General features: G+C 60.9%; 16 protein-coding genes. 7 read left to right on the top strand and 9 right to left on the bottom strand.

Annotation, left to right across the window (positions count from 1 at the left end; translation table 11 throughout):
* Positions 1-31: 31 nt before the first annotated feature.
* From C8D72_RS11765 to ffh, 7 genes are all read right to left on the bottom strand, one after another.
* Entirely contained in the window at positions 32-793 is a 762-nt protein-coding gene (locus C8D72_RS11765) for a DsbC family protein (protein ID WP_170140586.1), read from the bottom strand.
* Positions 794-800: 7 nt separating this feature from the next.
* Positions 801-1,688: a site-specific tyrosine recombinase XerD gene (gene xerD / locus C8D72_RS11760; protein ID WP_115854634.1), complete on the bottom strand. Its 888-nt coding sequence runs from the start codon at positions 1,686-1,688 to the stop codon at positions 801-803.
* Between the two features lie 155 nt (positions 1,689-1,843).
* Positions 1,844-2,209 carry a 50S ribosomal protein L19 gene (rplS, locus tag C8D72_RS11755; RefSeq protein WP_115854633.1) on the bottom strand — a complete coding sequence of 122 codons (366 nt, stop codon included), beginning with the start codon at positions 2,207-2,209 and terminating at the stop codon, positions 1,844-1,846.
* 118 nt (positions 2,210-2,327) lie between these two features.
* A complete protein-coding gene (gene trmD, locus C8D72_RS11750; protein WP_115854632.1) occupies positions 2,328-3,119 on the bottom strand; it encodes a tRNA (guanosine(37)-N1)-methyltransferase TrmD in 792 nt (263 codons plus the stop codon).
* Positions 3,120-3,151: 32 nt separating this feature from the next.
* Positions 3,152-3,667 carry a ribosome maturation factor RimM gene (rimM, locus tag C8D72_RS11745; protein WP_115854631.1) on the bottom strand — a complete coding sequence of 172 codons (516 nt, stop codon included), beginning with the start codon at positions 3,665-3,667 and terminating at the stop codon, positions 3,152-3,154.
* 17 nt (positions 3,668-3,684) lie between these two features.
* Complete coding sequence (rpsP, locus tag C8D72_RS11740) at positions 3,685-3,945, bottom strand: 30S ribosomal protein S16 (RefSeq protein WP_086620704.1); 261 nt, start codon at positions 3,943-3,945, stop codon at positions 3,685-3,687.
* 219 nt (positions 3,946-4,164) lie between these two features.
* Complete coding sequence (gene ffh / locus C8D72_RS11735; RefSeq protein ID WP_115854630.1) at positions 4,165-5,607, bottom strand: signal recognition particle protein; 1,443 nt, start codon at positions 5,605-5,607, stop codon at positions 4,165-4,167.
* 286 nt (positions 5,608-5,893) lie between these two features.
* On the opposite strand from ffh, the gene C8D72_RS11730 reads away from it, so the two are divergent.
* From C8D72_RS11730 to C8D72_RS11710, 5 genes are all read left to right on the top strand, one after another.
* The gene (locus C8D72_RS11730) at positions 5,894-6,688 is read left to right on the top strand and encodes a cytochrome C assembly family protein (protein ID WP_115854629.1); all 795 of its coding nucleotides are present in this window, start codon (positions 5,894-5,896) and stop codon (positions 6,686-6,688) included.
* 100 nt (positions 6,689-6,788) lie between these two features.
* Positions 6,789-8,084 carry an HlyC/CorC family transporter gene (locus C8D72_RS11725; protein ID WP_115854628.1) on the top strand — a complete coding sequence of 432 codons (1,296 nt, stop codon included), beginning with the start codon at positions 6,789-6,791 and terminating at the stop codon, positions 8,082-8,084.
* A gap of 144 nt (positions 8,085-8,228) precedes the next feature.
* Positions 8,229-8,567 carry a PepSY domain-containing protein gene (locus C8D72_RS11720; RefSeq protein WP_147301531.1) on the top strand — a complete coding sequence of 113 codons (339 nt, stop codon included), beginning with the start codon at positions 8,229-8,231 and terminating at the stop codon, positions 8,565-8,567.
* Between the two features lie 14 nt (positions 8,568-8,581).
* On the top strand, positions 8,582-9,262 hold the full coding sequence (locus C8D72_RS11715; RefSeq protein ID WP_115854626.1) for a response regulator transcription factor: 681 nt from the start codon (positions 8,582-8,584) through the stop codon (positions 9,260-9,262).
* Positions 9,262-10,578: a sensor histidine kinase gene (locus C8D72_RS11710; RefSeq protein ID WP_115854625.1), complete on the top strand. Its 1,317-nt coding sequence runs from the start codon at positions 9,262-9,264 to the stop codon at positions 10,576-10,578. Before C8D72_RS11715 ends, C8D72_RS11710 begins: the two co-directional genes overlap by 1 nt.
* 3 nt (positions 10,579-10,581) lie before the next feature.
* On the opposite strand, the gene C8D72_RS11705 is transcribed toward C8D72_RS11710, so the two are convergent.
* Positions 10,582-12,561: an MFS transporter gene (locus C8D72_RS11705; RefSeq protein ID WP_245955239.1), complete on the bottom strand. Its 1,980-nt coding sequence runs from the start codon at positions 12,559-12,561 to the stop codon at positions 10,582-10,584.
* Positions 12,558-13,172 (bottom strand): TetR/AcrR family transcriptional regulator, encoded by a 615-nt coding sequence (locus C8D72_RS11700; RefSeq protein WP_115854623.1) that lies wholly within the window; start codon positions 13,170-13,172, stop codon positions 12,558-12,560. Before C8D72_RS11700 ends, C8D72_RS11705 begins: the two co-directional genes overlap by 4 nt.
* A gap of 204 nt (positions 13,173-13,376) precedes the next feature.
* Between C8D72_RS11700 and C8D72_RS11695 the strand changes: the two genes are divergently transcribed.
* Both C8D72_RS11695 and C8D72_RS11690 read left to right on the top strand, forming a co-directional pair.
* Positions 13,377-14,075, top strand: a complete 699-nt coding sequence (locus tag C8D72_RS11695; RefSeq protein WP_115854622.1) for an SOS response-associated peptidase — start codon at positions 13,377-13,379, stop codon at positions 14,073-14,075.
* Positions 14,076-14,145: 70 nt separating this feature from the next.
* Positions 14,146-16,905: an insulinase family protein gene (locus tag C8D72_RS11690; protein WP_245955238.1), complete on the top strand. Its 2,760-nt coding sequence runs from the start codon at positions 14,146-14,148 to the stop codon at positions 16,903-16,905.
* Positions 16,906-16,913: the final 8 nt, after the last annotated feature.

The raw sequence follows: 16,913 nt of genomic DNA, 5'->3' as shown, positions 1-16,913 counted from the left end.
GCCCTGCGTGGCTTCCATGAATGCCCTTTGATCAATTCTCCAGACCCAGCATGTTGACCAGTCGATCCACCGGCACATAACCCGGAATCATGCGTCCATTGGGTAGAATCAGCGCGGGCGTGCCCTGAATGGCCATCTGCTTGCCCAGCGCAAACTGCGACTCGATGGGCGTGTCACAGCTGGCCGTGCCCTTGAGCTTTTTGCCCTGCTTGGCTCGGGTCATCGCTTCACTACGATTGTCGCTGCACCAGACTCGGCTGAGTTCACGCGCGCCCTCGCCTTCCATGCCTGCCCGCGGGAAGGCCAGGTAGCGCACTTCGATGCCGTGCTTGTTGAGCTCGGGGACCTCTTCATGAAACTTGCGGCAGTAGGGGCAGGTGGTATCGGTAAAGACGTTGATCACGGCCTTGACCTCACCGGCCGGGCGAAAGACGACCGTGTCCTCATCGGGCACCTGCTTGAGCAGATCAACACGATGCTGCTGCTGTTTCTGTTCGGTCAGATTGACCATCTGCCCGTCATCGTTGCGATAGAGATCACCGACCAGCAGGTATTTGCCTTCCCCGTTGCTGTACAGGGTCTGACCGCTTTCCAGCTGCACTTCATAGAGGCCCGGCAGGGGCGATTCTTCCACCGCGCGGACCGGCATCGACTGGCCGTTGACGACCAGGCGCTCGGTCAGGTTCTCTGGTACATCGGTGTCGTCGGCCTGGACGCCCTGGGCCAGTACGGCACCTGCCAGCAGTGCGCCGGTCAGCAGGGAACGAAGAGGAAAAGCAAGCGACATGGACATGGGTGATTCAGCCCCGTGGATGATGTTTGGCATGAATGGCCTCAAGACGGGCCTGAGCCACGCGTGTGTAAATCTGTGTGGTAGAGAGGTCACGATGGCCGAGAAGTTCCTGCAGCACGCGCAGATTGGCACCGTGATTGAGCAGATGCGTGGCAAAGGCGTGGCGCAGGGTATGCGGCGATAGCGGCGCGTCGATACCGGCCCGCGTGGCGTGGTGCTTGATGCGATACCAGAAGGTCTGGCGCATCATGAAGCCGTCGCGGCGCCCGGGAAAGAGCGGCGCCCGGGTGATATCAGCCATCAGCTCGCCGCGGCCTTCGCGCAGATAGCGCTCGAGCCACTCAACCGCCGGCTCTCCCATCGGTACCAGCCGTTCGGCGTCGCCCTTGCCCAGCACCCGCACCACACCCTGGCGCAGATTGATGCTATCCACGCGCAGTCCAACCAGCTCGGAGACACGCAGTCCGCAGCTGTAGAGCACCTCCAGCATGGCCCGGTCGCGAAGCCCCAGGGGCGTGGTAACATCCGGCGCACCGAGCAGACGTTCGACCTCCTCCTCCTCGAGCGTCCCGGGCAGCTCTGCATTGGCCCGGGGCGCCACGATATCGGCCAGAGGGTCGCTGTCGATCTGGCCGGTGACCAGCGCCCAGCGATAAAAGCGTCGCAGGCTGGAGGTCAGCCGGGCATCGGAGCGCGCCTGATAGCCATCGCGACGGCGCTCCTCGATGAGGCTTTGATAGGTCTGACTGTCCGGAGCCAGAAGGCCCATGTCATGGCGCGCCAGGTAACGATGCCAGTGCATCAGATCACATCGATAGGCATCCAGCGTATGCATGCTGGCACCACGCTCAAGCCATAGCGCATCAAGAAAGGCATCAATCAGCTTGCTGGACATGACAGTCTCTCATGAAAACACGACACCCCGGACGATCCGGGGCACCCTACACGAGCCTTCAACCCCGGCCCCGGACAGACAAAAACCCCGCCCATGATGCATGGCGCGGGGTCTTGAGGAAACTGCCCGATAATACCGGGCAGTACCGGAAAGGCTCAGGACTTCTTGGCGAGCTTTTCCTTGATGCGTGCGGACTTGCCGCTGCGCTCGCGCAGATAGTAAAGCTTGGCCTGACGAACGTCACCACGACGACGCACTTCAATGCTGTCGACCTGACGGCTGTAGGTCTGGAAGGTACGCTCAACGCCAACGCCGTGAGAAATCTTGCGCACGGTGAATGCGGAGTTCAGGCCGCGATTACGCTTGCCGATGACAACGCCTTCAAAGGCCTGGACACGCTCACGAGTGCCTTCCACAACCTTGACGTTGACCACGACAGTGTCGCCGGGGCCGAAATTAGGGATTTCCCTGTCCAGCTGCTCGTTTTCAAGCGCCTGGATAATCAGGTTTTTGCTGCTCATGACATTTCTCCAATGTGACTGGACCCGGTAGCAGTGTCTGCAACACCGGCGTCCTTGATCCCGGCGACATGCGCGGGGTCGATTCGTGGGTGACGCGGCATCATGAGGCCTCAGCCCCTCAATCCCGCACCGCCGCATCGGCATGGTCCGATGCGTATTCCTCGATGAACTCATCCAGCAGCTGACGCTGTTCCCGGTCGAGTGTCATCTCCTGCAGAAGCTCCGGCCGACGCTGCCAGGTTCGCCCCAGCGACTGCTTGAGCCGCCACCGGCGAATCTCGCCGTGGTGACCACCCAGCAGTACCTCCGGTACCCGTCGTCCATCCACTTCTTCCGGACGCGTGTAGTGCGGACAGTCCAGCAGGCCATCGCTGAAGGAGTCCTCTTCAGCAGAAGCCTGATGACCCAGTACGCCCGGCACCAGCCGCGCCATGGCGTCGCACAGTACCATGGCCGGCAGCTCGCCGCCGCTGAGCACATAGTCACCGATGGAGCACTCTTCATCGATATCAAGATCGATGACGCGCTCGTCGATGCCTTCGTACCGACCGGCTACCAGCACCAGCCGTTTGTACGAGGCCAGCTGCCTGACGCCTTCCTGATCCAGCCTTTTCCCCTGGGGAGAAAGGTAGATCACCCGAACCGGTTCACCGTCATCGCTTTCGCTTTGCTGCTCACCGTGGTGTCGGGCTTCGGCAATGGCACGCCGCAGCGTATCCACCTTCATCAGCATGCCGGGGCCACCCCCGTAGGGGCGATCGTCCACGCTGCGATGGCGATCGAGGGCGTAGTCGCGCGGATTCCAGCAGTCGATGCGCATCAAACCGCGCTCAACGGCGCGTCCGGTAACACCATAACGTGTTACGGCATCAAACATTTCCGGAAACAGCGATACCACTCCAATCCACACGATCCATTACTCGCCTGAAGGGAAAACAGCCATCAAAAGTCGGGATCCCAGTTGACGGTCATGATGCCGCCCTCAAGATCAACCCGTATGATGACGTCATCCGGCAGAAATGGAATCAGGCGCTCGCGGTCTTCACCGCTAACCACCAGAACGTCGTTGGCACCGGTCTCGAACAGATACTGAACGCGACCCAGTGCGACACCCTCGACCGTTTGTACGTTGAGTCCTTCCAGCTGATACCAGTAGTACTCATCGTCGGCGAGTGCCGGCAGCTCATCGGCCTTGAGCCAGATGGTAGCGCCCGCCATGCGCTCGGCGGCCTCTCGTGAATCAACACCATCAAGGCGAACCACCAGGCCCTTGCCGTGACGCTGACCGTTGAGCAGGGTCATGGGCGTTCGCTGCCCATTGTGCTCAACCAGCCATGTCTCGTAGCCGAGGATACCCTCCATGGGGCTGGTCCACGAATACACGCGAAGCCACCCTTTCACGCCATAGGGGCTGGTCAGCTTGCCCATGACGACGTAATGCTCAGGCGACTGCGTCATACCGATTCCAGAATCTATCAGGCGGAAGCGGTTTGCTGCTTGCGCGCAAAACGCACCAGCTCGGCGACGCGATCAGAGAGCTGCGCGCCCTGGGCCTGCCAGTGCTCGATGCGCTCGAGATCGATACGCAGACGCTCCTGCTGACCACGGGCGATCGGGTTGAAAAAGCCCACCTGCTCCAGATAGCGGCCGTCACGCTTGACGCGCGAATCAGTCACATGCAGGTGATAAAAGGGACGCTTCTTGGCGCCACCACGTGCCAGACGAATGGTAACCATTTAAAGTCCTTCAGTTGGAATAGCGTCGTACACAGCAGCACGACGAGGCCATAAACATGTTGCGCGCATCGCCCTGACCACCAGCGTTGCCGGAAAATTCATCCCGGGAAACGCCATGCGCAGGCGCGCCGCTTCTCGAAGACGCGGTATTCTACGGGAAATTTCAAGGCTTGGGAACTGCATGAATGCAGTTCCCAAGCAAGCGAAATCGGGCATTACTCAACGACGCGGGAAACCACCCGAGCCGCCCATACCACCGGATCCGCCCATGCCTCCCGGGCCGCCCATACCGCTGCCGGGGCCGCCCATGCCGCCACCCCCGCCCATCATGGAGCTCATGCCGCGCATCATCTTCTGCATGCCGCCCTTTTTGCCCATCTTTTTCATCATCTTCTGCATCTGCTTGTGCTGCTTGAGCAGACGATTCAGATCCGGCACGGTCGTACCGGAGCCGGCGCAGATACGACGCTTGCGCGAGCCGTTGATGAGATCGGGCTTGCGGCGCTCCTTCGGCGTCATGGAGTTGATCATCGACTCAAGCTTGCCGAACTCCTTTTCGCTGGCCTGCCCCTGGGCCATCTCGGCCATCTGCCCCATGCCGGGCAGCTTTTCGAGCAGACTGCCCATACCGCCCATGTTCTTGAGCTGCTGGAGCTGATCACGGAAGTCCTCGAGATCGAAGCTTTCGCCCTTCTTGATCTTCTTGGAGAGCTGATCGGCCTTGTCGCGATCGACCTTGCGCTCGGCCTCCTCGATCAGGCTGAGCACGTCCCCCATACCCAGGATGCGTGACGCCACACGGTCCGGATAGAAGGGCTCCAGGGCATCGGTTTTCTCCCCCATGCCCATGAACTTGATCGGCTTTCCGGTGATATGACGCACCGACAGCGCGGCGCCGCCACGAGAGTCACCGTCCGCCTTGGTCAGAATCACACCGGTCAGCGGCAGCGCCTCATGAAAGGCATGGGCCGTGTTGGCGGCGTCCTGACCCGTCATGGCATCAACGACGAACAGCGTCTCCTGCGGCGAAATGGCGCGATGAAGATCGCGGATCTCACCCATCATGGTGTCGTCGATATGCAGACGACCGGCCGTATCGACCAGCACGACGTCAAAGAACTGGATACGGGCGTGACGCATGGCCGCTTCGGCAATCGCTGTCGGCTGCTGTTCGCTGGTCGAGGGAAAGAACTCGACGCCCACTTCATGAGCCAGCGTTTCAAGCTGATCGATCGCGGCCGGACGATAAACGTCGGCCGAGACCACCAGTACTTTCTTCTTTTCACGCTCGCGCAAAAAGCGCGCCAGCTTGGCAACCGAGGTGGTCTTGCCCGCCCCCTGCAGACCGGCCATCAAAATGACGGACGGCGTCTGCTTGAGCTCGAGGGGCACATTGCCCTCGCCCATGGTGGCTTCCAGCTCCTGCTGGACGATCTTGACGAACTGCTGTCCGGGCGAGAGGCTTTTGGACACCTCCTGACCCACGGCGCGTGTACGAACACGCTCGACAAAGTCCTTGACCACCGCCAGAGAGACGTCGGCCTCTAAAAGCGCGCGACGAACCTCGCGCAGGGTGTCCTTGATGTTCTCCTCGGTCAGCCGTGCCTGTCCGGTCACGGATCTGAGCGTATGGGAGAGACGGTCTGTCAGGTTATCAAACATGAGCTTCTCCGATGGTGCAGCGGCGGCGGCAGAAACGTGAGGGGCGCCCATGCCGAGACCGGAAAATGTTGGTGCGCATTATAACGGTTCAGGGTGCTGCCATGCACCAGCCTGGCAAGGATTCGTGCCGAACCGGGACATGACACGTCAGTAGCGCATGATAAATACATCCCGACAACGCCCGGTTTCGATTGAGAGTGGCTCCCGGTATAGTGGTTAAATCCCGTGATCTGCATCACGACGCGCACGCCCGGTTCGCGATTTCCATACGGATTGTCACATAACGATGCTCACGCTTTTTTCTGCCCTTGTGGCAGTCGTGTTTTACTGCACCGCTGCCTGTCGCCAGATGCTGACCCTAACCCGGCGCCTGCCCGTACGCCAGGGGCTTGTCAGCGCTGCCAGCGCTCTGGCGGTAGTGGGCCATGGCATCGTGGTCTATACCACGCTGCGCGCGCATGAAGGCCTGCATCTGGGCATTTTTGAAACCGTCTCGCTGGTCTTTTTCCTGATTGCCGTTCTGCTGCTGCTGGCCAGTATCAGGAAACCGCTGATGCCGGCATCTGTGGGGCTCTATCCACTGGCCGCCCTGAGCGTGATGGGCGCCGTGGGGTTTCCGGAATCCAGCATCGAATATGGCTTCACCCCGGGCATGCTGATACATATTGCCACCTCGGTGCTGGCCTATGCCTTTTTGATCATGGCGGCAGGCCAGGCCGTATTGCTGGCCGTTCAGACCCATGCGCTCAAGCACAATCACCTTCGCGGTATCATCCAGGTTTTGCCGCCGCTGACGAGCATGGAGCGGCTGATGTTCGAGCTGATCATATGGGGCATGGTCTTTCTGACGGCTTCGATCATCAGCGGTTTCCTGTTCATCAACGATCTCTTTGCCCAGCATCTGGCGCACAAGACCGTTCTGTCACTGCTGGCCTGGGTGCTTTTCTCCATTCTCCTCTGGGGCCGTTATCAGCGCGGCTGGCGGGGGCAGTGGGCCATTCGCTGGACACTGGGCGCCGTCATCGTGTTGATACTGGCCTACTTCGGCACCAGGCTGATCATTCAGCTGCTGCATGGCTAGGCAGTGCCTCATGCCGGCATCCCCATGCCAATGCTGCCTTGACACCCGTGACACAAGTTCCTAAAAACGACCGATCACTGATTCCGAGGACCCACCGACCTTGAGCGATGACACTCCCCTGGGGCTGATGTTTGCCCTGCTCGTGCTGCTCATTATTCTGTCTGCTTTCTTCTCGAGCTCGGAAACCGGCATGATGTCCATCAACCGCTATCGGTTGAAGCATCAGGCCAATACGGGGCACAAGTCCGCCAAACGGGTGCTGCGCATGCTCTCGCGCCCCGATCGGTTGATTGGCGTCATCCTGATTGGCAACAATTTCGTCAACAATCTGGCAGCCTCGATCGCCACCATCATTGCGATCCATTTTTTTGGCGAGGTATCCGGCCCCGCCATTTCCACTGCCATCCTGACCATGGTTGTGCTGATCTTTGCCGAGGTCACGCCCAAGACAATGGCCGCCCTGCGCCCTGAAAGAATCGCCTTTCCGGCTTCACTGATTCTCGAACCTTTGCTGCGCGCGCTCTATCCGCTCGTCTGGCTGGTCAACGGCATTTCCAACGGTCTGCTGCGCCTGACCGGCATCCGCGAAATCGATGGCGGTGCTGCCCATCTGACCCGTGATGAGCTGCGCACGGTCGTTCACGAAGCGGGCACCATGATCCCGCGTCGTCACCAGACCATGCTGCTGTCGATCCTCGATCTGGAAAACGTCACGGTCAACGACATCATGGTGCCGCGCCACGAAGTCGTCGGACTCAATCTCGAGGATGATCTGGACGCGTTGCTCTCGGAGATTCGTACCAGTCAGCACACGCGAGTGCCCGTCTACAAGGGCGACATCAACAGCATCATCGGCATTCTGCACCTGCGTAACGCCGCACGCATCATGTCCCAGCCCAACGTCAGCAAGGCGTCTATCGTGCAGGAAGCGCGCGAACCCTATTTCGTGCCCGAGTCCACACCCCTGCATACCCAGCTGCTCAATTTTCAGCAGCAAAAGCGGCGCATCGGCATCGTGGTCGACGAGTACGGCGACGTGCAGGGACTGGTGACACTCGAGGATATTCTTGAAGAGATCGTCGGGGAGTTCACCACCGACATCGCCGACACGCATCAGGAGATTCATCAGCAGGACGATGGCAGCTACATCATTGATGGCACTGCCAATATTCGCGAGATCAACAAGGTACTGGGCTGGCAGCTACCCACCAGCGGGCCCAAAACGCTCAACGGATTGATCCTTGAGTATCTGGAATCCTTTCCCGACGCCCCCGCCAGTCTGGAGATCGGCTCCATCCGCCTCGAGATTCTCGAGATCAAGGAAAACCTGATTACGTCCACACGCTGCTGGCAGACGCAAAGGCGCACCGCACGCGCAGGCGATGTCCGCCAGTGAGCCGGTATCGGCATGGCGCGAAAGCTGCTTTTGAGATTGAATTAAGCCTGTTTTGTTAAGTTGCGCGATATCCATGATGGTCGCCTTGGGGGCGCATGATGCTATCGCTCAATTTTTCGCACGGCTTGCGTGCAACAGGTCAACATGATGTTCATGGATAGCCTTCGACTGCGCCTGCCGCTCCTTTACAGTCTGACCATCCTCTTGATGCTGACGGTGACAGCACAGGCCTGCCCCGTGGAAGGCCGGGATGTGTCTCAGGATGAAGTGTTGCAGATGACCGAAAATGGCCACATCGAGCCTTTCCCTGTCATCCTTGAGAAGGCCCGGGAATATCGCAGCGGCAAGCTGCTCGAAGCCAAGCTCGACTGTGTCAACCAACGTTATGTTTACGAAATCGACATGCTCGATCATGATGGACAGATCAGGGCACTTCGATTCGATGCCGTCACTGGCAGACATCTGGGCCTGGAAGAAGATTAGAGGGATAACCAACCATGCGGCTGCTACTGATTGAAGACAATGTCCCCCTTGCGGACGAACTGACGGCCCTGTTCACCCAGCACGGTTACGCCGTTGACTGGTGCACGGATGGTCGCGATGCCGCTGTCATGGCAACCAGCGAACCCTTTGACATCATCATCCTTGACCTGGGCCTGCCCGGCCGCCCGGGGCTGACGCTGCTGGAACAGTGGCGCGCCGACGGGCTGGATACGCCCATACTGATTCTGACGGCTCGCTCCAGCTGGAGCGAGCGCATCACCGGCCTGCGTGCCGGGGCCGATGATTATCTTCCCAAACCCTTTCATCCCGATGAGCTGATTCTGCGCCTTCAGGCGCTGGTACGCCGCCGCCACGGCCAGCGTCCGTCGCCGACCATCTCGGTGGCCGGTGTCGTACTGGACGAAAACGGCCAGAGCGCGTGGCGTACGTCCAACGACACGCCGGTCAATCTGACCCGGGCCGAATTTGCGATTCTGCGCTATCTGATGCTGCATCCCGAGCATGTCATCGCCAAGGACCGCCTGCTCGATCATCTTTATGACAGTGAACATGACCGCAATCCCAATGTGGTCGAGGTGCACATCAACCATCTGCGCCAGAAACTTGGCCGTGGCGTGATCATCACCCAGCGGGGCCAAGGCTATCGTTTCGGCGGTGACAGCGTCGTCGCCTGATGTCGCTGACCCGTCGTCTCGACCTGGGACTGCTGGCCTCGGTGCTGGTGGTCATGCTGCTGCTGGCCCACGGCAGCGTGGTGCTGTTTGACTATGTCCTGCGCGACTACCTGACGGAACGGCTGCGCGAGGATGCCGAAAGTCTGGCCACGCTGCCGGTGGATCGGGATGATCAGGTGCAGATCGATCCCTTGCGTCTGCGCGCCTCCTTCAATCAGGTCTATTCGGGCCAGTATTTTGTCATCGATATCGATGACACCGTTCATCTGCGTTCCCGCTCCCTGTGGGATCATCGCCTTAAGCCCGTGGCCGGCGATACTGCGCAGATTCGTCAGGGGCCCGAGAACCAGTCACTGCTGGTCTGGACCGGGCAGTATCATCGCGGCCGACACCACTTCACCATCACCACGGCGCTGGATTACAGCACCGTGACCCGGCGGCTGGACTGGCTGCGCCTGTGCATCTGGGGACTGGGCGGCATCATGGCCATTCTGCTGGTCTTCATTCAACGCCGCGTGATTCGTCTGGGTCTCATGCCGCTGGAGAAGCTGCAGCGCGAACTGGCCCAGCTGCATGAGGGCAAGCGCATGGCACTGGAAACCCGGGTCCCGGACGAAATTGCGCCATTTGTCGAAGAGCTCAATCATCAGCTGGAGCGGATCGAGCGCGTGCTCAATCGCTCCCGTGACGGCATTGCCAATCTGGGTCATGCCCTCAAGACGCCCCTGTCAGTCATGGAAACGCAGCTGGCACGCCGGGAACTCGAACAGTTTCCCGATCTGCGTCAATCCCTGCACGCGCGTCTGGATGACATTCACCGTCTGGTGGAGCGAGAACTGCAGCGTGCCCGCCTGGATACCGGAGAGGTGTCTGCCGCCGCCCGCTTCCAGCCCGACAGCGATATCCAGCCCCTGCTGGACACGCTTCGCGAGATTCACGCCAACGTGACGTTCATCAATGACACCGCGCTGCTGCCGCCCCTGCCCTGGGACCGCGATGAGCTGCTGGAAATTCTGGGCAACCTGCTGGATAACGCCGGCAAGTGGGCTCATGGCCTAGCCCGACTGACCATGTCCTGCCAGGAGCGTCGGTTCGTGATGCTGGTCGAGGACGATGGCCCGGGCATTCCGCCGGATCAGCGCAGCCGGGTGATGGGACGCGGCACGCGCCTGGACGAACAGGTCACCGGCCACGGTCTGGGGCTTGGCATCGTGGAACAGATTGTCCATCACCACGGCGGAGAGATTCATCTCGGCGAGAGTGATCTGGGCGGGCTGGCCGTCACCGTGGAACTGCCCGTCCCCCTGCCGGGCTGAGCCTTACCGCTCTACTGAGCCGGGTTCGGCCTGACGCTTCTCCTGCCCTGTCGCCGCATCAGGCTCGGTCAGTACGACCGGCTCTTTAAAGGGCTTGTTACTGGCACGGTGATCGATGTTGATCTTGAGGGCGGCAACGCTTGCCTGCAGCGATTTACGCGTGGCCGTTTCTGACGCCACCGGCGCCCCGAAACTCAGACAGACCCTGGCGCGAAAGCGTCTGGGCATCCCCTTGAAGGGCACGCCATCGTAGCGTGACGACCATGAGCCCCAGAGCCCCGACAGCGCTGCCGGCACCACCGGCACCGGATCACGCCTGAGAATCAGCTCGATACCACGACGAAACTCGTTCATGTGGCCATCGCGAGTCAGACGCCCTTCAGGAAACAGCATGACCACTTCCCCGTTCTGGAGCGCCTTGCTGACCAGATCCAGCGCCCGACGCATGCCCTTGGGATCACGACGTTCGGAGGCCACCGGAATGGCACCGGCCATGCGAAAGAACCAGTTGAGCCAGGGCGATTCGTAAATGGGTTTGTCCATCAGAAAACGCAGCGGCCGGGGGCTTGCACCGCCCATGACCAGCGCATCCATGAAGCTGACATGATTGCAGACCACAATCGCTGCGCCTTCATCGGGAATATTTTCAAGACCCTTGATACGCAGTCGATACCACATGTGCACCAGCACAAAAATGCTGATGCGCATCATGGGGCGGGCCTGCAACAGGGCGCAGACCAGCGCCGTCAGCAGGGAAATGGCCGCCAGCGAGGCAAAAAAGGTGTGCAGGGTAACGCCCATGACCCCGATCAGCACGGCACCAAAGGCCGCCGACAGCACCATGAACAGCGCATTGAGGATGTTGTTGGCGGCAATCATGCGCGCCCGATGTTCATCACTGCTGCGAAGCTGAACCAGCGTATACAGCGGGATGATATAAAGCCCCCCGCCAACCCCGATCAGTGTCAGGTCAAACAGCATCCACCAGAAGCGCGGCATGCCCACAAGATCTGCCAGCGTGTTGATACCCGTGCCCAGGGCCGGATGGGCGGCAAAATCAAAGCCGGCCAGTGCCAGCACGAAGGCGCCGATGGGCACCAGCCCCACCTCCAGTCGACCGGCCGACAGGCGGGCACAGATCAGCGACCCCAGCCCCACGCCCACGGCAAAGGCCGCCAGCAGCATGGTGACCGCCCCTGCCTGGCCGCGCACCACGTGACTCGTCCACAGTGGCAGCTGGGTCAGATAGCAGGCGCCCAGAAACCAGAACATGCTGATGCCGATCAAGGCACGAAAGATGCGGGGCGTGCGCCAGGCGTTCGAGAGCACCTGCCAGGAGCCCCGAAAGGGCTGCCACTTCAGCTGTCCACGTGACTGAGCCGGCGCCGGTGGCACCAGCAGTGCTGCGCCCAGCCCGCACAGGGACACCATGACCAGCGTCACACCAATCAACAGGTGCGCCTGGTTGCCACCCAGCGCCATCAGGATGCCGGCCCCGAGCGTGCCGAGCAAAATGGCCAGAAAGGTGCCCATCTCGACCCAGGCGTTGGCCTGTACCAGCTCCGTACGCTGCACGTGCTGGGGCAGAATGGCGTACTTGACCGGGCCGAAAAGTGCCGACTGGGTCCCCATCATGAACAGAAGTCCCAGCAGCAGGGCGTAGGCGTCCATCCAGATGGCCAGCGCCGCGCAGCTCATCGTGACAAGCTCGAGCCACTTGAGCGCGATGATCAGCTGACGCTTGTCCCGATAATCGGCAAGCTGGCCGCCCCATGCCGAAAACAGCAGATAGGGCAGGATGAACAGTGCCGCCGCCAGGTTATTGATCAGGCCTGCATCCCACCCCAGACGGGGCACAGCCACAAAGGTCACCAGCAGCAGCAGGACGTTCTTGAAAACGTTATCGTTGAAGGCGCCCAGCGCCTGGGTCCAGAAAAAGGGCGCAAAAAAGCGGCTGCGCATCAGATTCAGGGCATTTCTCAACGACCTGCCCCCCCGGCACGCAGACCTGCCAGAATGGTACGTAAAAGCTGATCCAGCAGCTCTGTGACCTCAAGGGCCTGGCCCTCGCCGTAGCCCAGACGCTCGTTGAGCCCCAGTTGCACAAGGCCATGCACGCTGCCCCACAGGGTGCGCGCCAGCCGACTGGCTTCAATATTCGCCATGCCGGGCTGTACTTCCTTGAGCGTGGCCTCGACCCGCAGAAACAGCGCCTCGATCATCCGCCCCTGTCGGGTATCAAGTTCTCCCTCCTCGGCCAGCGGGTAATCAAACAGCAGCTGCCAGCGATAGGGATAACTGCGGGCGAACTTCCAGTAAGCCCTCGCAAGCGCCTCCAGACGCTCATCGGGCGTGCCGGCCTGAAAGGTATCAATCTGGGCTTTCAGGCTATCAAGCGTTTCAAGGTTGACGTACTGAAGCAGATTGTTGAAGCTGCCGTAGAGCTTGAGCAGCGTGCTGGGCGCACAGCCGACGTCACGAGCAATGGAGCGCAGGGACAGGGCATGAATGGGGTGTTCCTTGAGCCAGCTGTCGCATGCCGCCATGACGCTGGCATGCAGCTCCTCCGGTGAATGCTGTCTTGGGCGCGCCATGAAAATTCCTGCCTGTTATATTTTGTGATCGAACACTGTTTTCATACAGCATATCCAGCCTGCCTTCAAAAGCAAGAGATATTGCGAAGTCAGGAATTACAAGGACTGTGGACAGTCTTTATACACGGATACATTACATTCCAAAGTTTTCCTTAATACGTTGCAGAATCGGCTTTTATCTTCATGCCCTCAGGAGGGAGTGCCATGGCAGGGCGTTTATATATTGAAGCGCTGAATCCCGCCCGGCTGCTGGACAACATCGTGATCGATAGTCCCGTCGTCGCCAGCCCCAACCTTGCACCGAGGCACTGGCTGTCGATGCTGCGCCTGGAACAGGGCGAGATTCACTTGGGTCGCGCCTTCTGGGGCATGACGCCCTCCTGGCTCAAGGTGCTTGACCATGCCCCTCACTGCGCGCGAGCAGAGTCCCTCGATGAAAGACGCATGTTTCGCGAAGCCTTCAGCGCCCGACGCTGTTTGATCCCGGTCTCCGGGGTCTATGTCTGGAAACAGCTGCCGCGCCAGAAGCAGCCCTTTTTGGTCACCCGAACCGATCGCGAGCCCTTCATGCTGGCAGGCATCTGGTGTCGTTACATGACTGATATCCGAACGGCCTTTGACTCCATGGCCCTGATCACGGTGAATGTGGACGCACCGCTGACGCCACTGACCGACCGCTTCCCTGCCGTCATCGGCGCAGATCAGGCCGCCACCTGGCTCTCTCCCGATACCCCATTGAGCCAGGCACGCGATCTGCTGACCCCCGCACCGCCTGCCCTGCTGGGTGCCTTCCCGGTCGAGCGACTGGTCAATGACCCCGCCAATCAAAACTGGCACTGTGCACGCCCCACCGGGCACATGCTGACCGCGACACGTGGCGCCATTCATGCCACCGGGCACTAGCCGGACCACAAGACACCTTCAGCGCCCAGGGCGGCTTGCAGTCCTGATCACGCGAGCGATAGTGATATCCATGACCATGACGACGAACGTTTCTTCCAGCAGCGGGCAGGACAACCGCATCATCCCGGGGCCGGGCGACAGCGCCGACTACCAGGCACTGACGCTCGATAATGGCCTGCAGGTACTGCTGGTGCATGACCCTGAAGCCGAACGTGCCGGCGCCGCGATGAACGTGGCCACCGGCAGCGCCTTCAATCCTGCACGCTTTCCGGGGCTGGCCCACTTCCTTGAACACATGCTGTTTCTGGGCACCGACCACTATCCCGACCCCAACGACTATCAGCAGTTTCTGGGCGAGCATGGCGGCCATCACAACGCCTTTACCGCGCCTCGTGATACCAACTACTTCTTTGACATTGCACCGGAGGCGTTTGCTCCGGCACTGGCACGTTTTAGTCGCTTTTTTATCGCCCCGACCCTGGATGATGCCTATGTCGAGCGCGAACGCCATGCCGTTAACGCCGAATATCAAGCTCGACTGCAGGATGATGGTCGACGCATCGAGGATGCCCTGAGTCAGGCCCTCAATCCCGAGCACCCCTACAACCACTTCAGTATCGGCAATCTCGACACGCTCAGGGACTATCCGCAGCAAAGCCTGCGTGACGCGCTCGTGGCCTTTCATGACGCGCACTACGATGCCAACACCATGTCGCTGGTACTGACCGGCCCCCAGTCGCTGGAAGCCCTGTCCACACTGGCCCGTGAATATTTCACCGAAGTCCCTGATCGGGGCCTGAGGCGTCGCACCATCGACCAGCCGTTGACGGTCGATGATCAGCTGCCCGCGGCCATGGCCGTGCAGTCGCTGAATCATCAGCATCAGGTCCGTTTTCTCTTTCCCATTCCCGACCCGGACCAGGACTATCGGATCAAGCCGGTTTCGTTTCTGTCACACATGATCGGCCACGAAGCGCCCGGCAGCCTGCTGGCCCTTTTGCGCCAGCGTGGCTGGGCGGACGGACTTTCGGCCGGCAGCGTTCGCGGCGACGGTCGGCGCGCCCTTTTAATGGTCAACATCGAGCTCACCCCACAGGGCAGCGAACATCTGGAGGAGATTCAGGCCGCACTCATGGCCTGGATCGAGCTGATTCGTGACCAGGGCGTGGTGCAGTGGCGCTATGACGAGCAGGTTCGCATGGTCGAACAGCAGTTTCGCTTTCAGCAGCGTCAGTCGCCTGCCCAGCAGGCCACCGCCCTGTCGATGGCAATGGCACGCTATCCCCTGCGGGATGTGCGCCGGGCCGGCTTTTTGATGGAGGGCTTTAACGGCCCTCGTATTCATGACTACCTGAACGTCCTGACGCCTGACAAACTGCTGCGTCTTTATACCGGCCCCGACGTCACCGGCGAGCAGCGCTCGCCCTGGTTCGCCACGCCCTGGCAATATAGCCCCGCCAGCCAGAGCGCGGCCGATCAGAGCGCGGCCGAAGGGCTGGCGCTGCCAAAGGCCAACGACTTCATTGCCCGTGACCTGGACATGGTCAACGATGAATCAGCCGATACCCGCCGTCTCATCGACACCCCCGGGCTGGATCTATGGCTGCACGCCACGGGAGAGTTTGGCGCACCGCGCGTGGAGTGGCGGATCAGCCTGCAGAGCCCGAAGGCAGGCAAGGACATTCAGCAATCGGTCATGACCGAGCTGCTGGCACGCTGGCTGGAGGACAGTCTGTCCGATGCGCTGTATCCAGCCCGGCTGGCCGGCCAGGGCATGAGCGCCCACGCCCATGCGCGCGGCATGACGCTCTCCTTTTCAGGCTGGCGCGACCGTCAGGCACTGGTGATGGAGCAGGTGCTCGAACAGCTCCTGCACGCCGACATGGACGATCATCACCTTCAGCGCGTCAGTCGCAGCCTCAAACGTCGCTGGCAGGATGAGCCCGGCTCGGCCCTGCATGAGCAGCTCAATCGTGCCATGGTGCAAAGCCTGATCACCCCCGGCTGGACCAGCGAGGCACGTCTGGCGGCGCTGGAAGAGATCACGCCCGAGGCGCTGCGGGACTTTCGTCATCAGTGGCTGACCGAGCTGCATGTGCAGGCGCTGGCCGCCGGCGACACCAGTGACACCCACGCCCGACAGCTGGCCGAGACCCTGCAGACGATGCTCGCACCCGAGGTCACGCTGGATGCCATCCCCGAGCTGGCCGTGCTGTCACCCAACGCCACGCCCCCGACACTGCGACCCAACAGCCGACGCCGGGACTCGGGGGTCTTGCTCTATCTGCAGGGCGAGGGCCGAAGCGTGGCAGATCAGGCCCGCATGGCCATTCTGGGCCAGATGATCAGCGCGCCCTTTTTCAATCAGCTTCGCACCGATCAGCAGCTGGGGTATATCGTCTCGGCGCGCTACCAGCCGCTGCTCGACACGCCCGGACTGGCACTGCTGGTTCAATCACCGGATCATGACACTGCCACCCTGCGCTCGCGTATTGATCAGTTCATGACAGGGTTTGACGAGACGGTCGCGGGCATGGATGACGCGGGGATCGACGCCTATCAGCAGGCCGTTGCCGAGCGTCTTGTCGAGCGCGAGCAGCGTCTGGGACAACGCACCTCACGCCTGTGGCAGGAGCTGGCGCACGGCTGGACCGACTTTGATCGCCGCGAGCAGCTGGCGGACGCCGTCAATGATCAGGGTGTCGAGAATATTCGCACCGTCTGGCAGGCGCTGCGGTCACGTCCGGTATTGGTGGCAGGATCCGACGATGGCGTTGCGGCCAATATTACCGACGCCCCCTGGCAGCCTTTCCTGACCGCCCCGCCATAGTACTCACC

The sequence above is a fragment of the Kushneria indalinina DSM 14324 genome (assembly GCF_003385845.1).
Classification (GTDB): domain Bacteria; phylum Pseudomonadota; class Gammaproteobacteria; order Pseudomonadales; family Halomonadaceae; genus Kushneria; species Kushneria indalinina.
The sequence above is the reverse complement of the archived record's forward strand: the minus strand, read 5'-3'. Positions and strand labels throughout refer to the sequence as shown.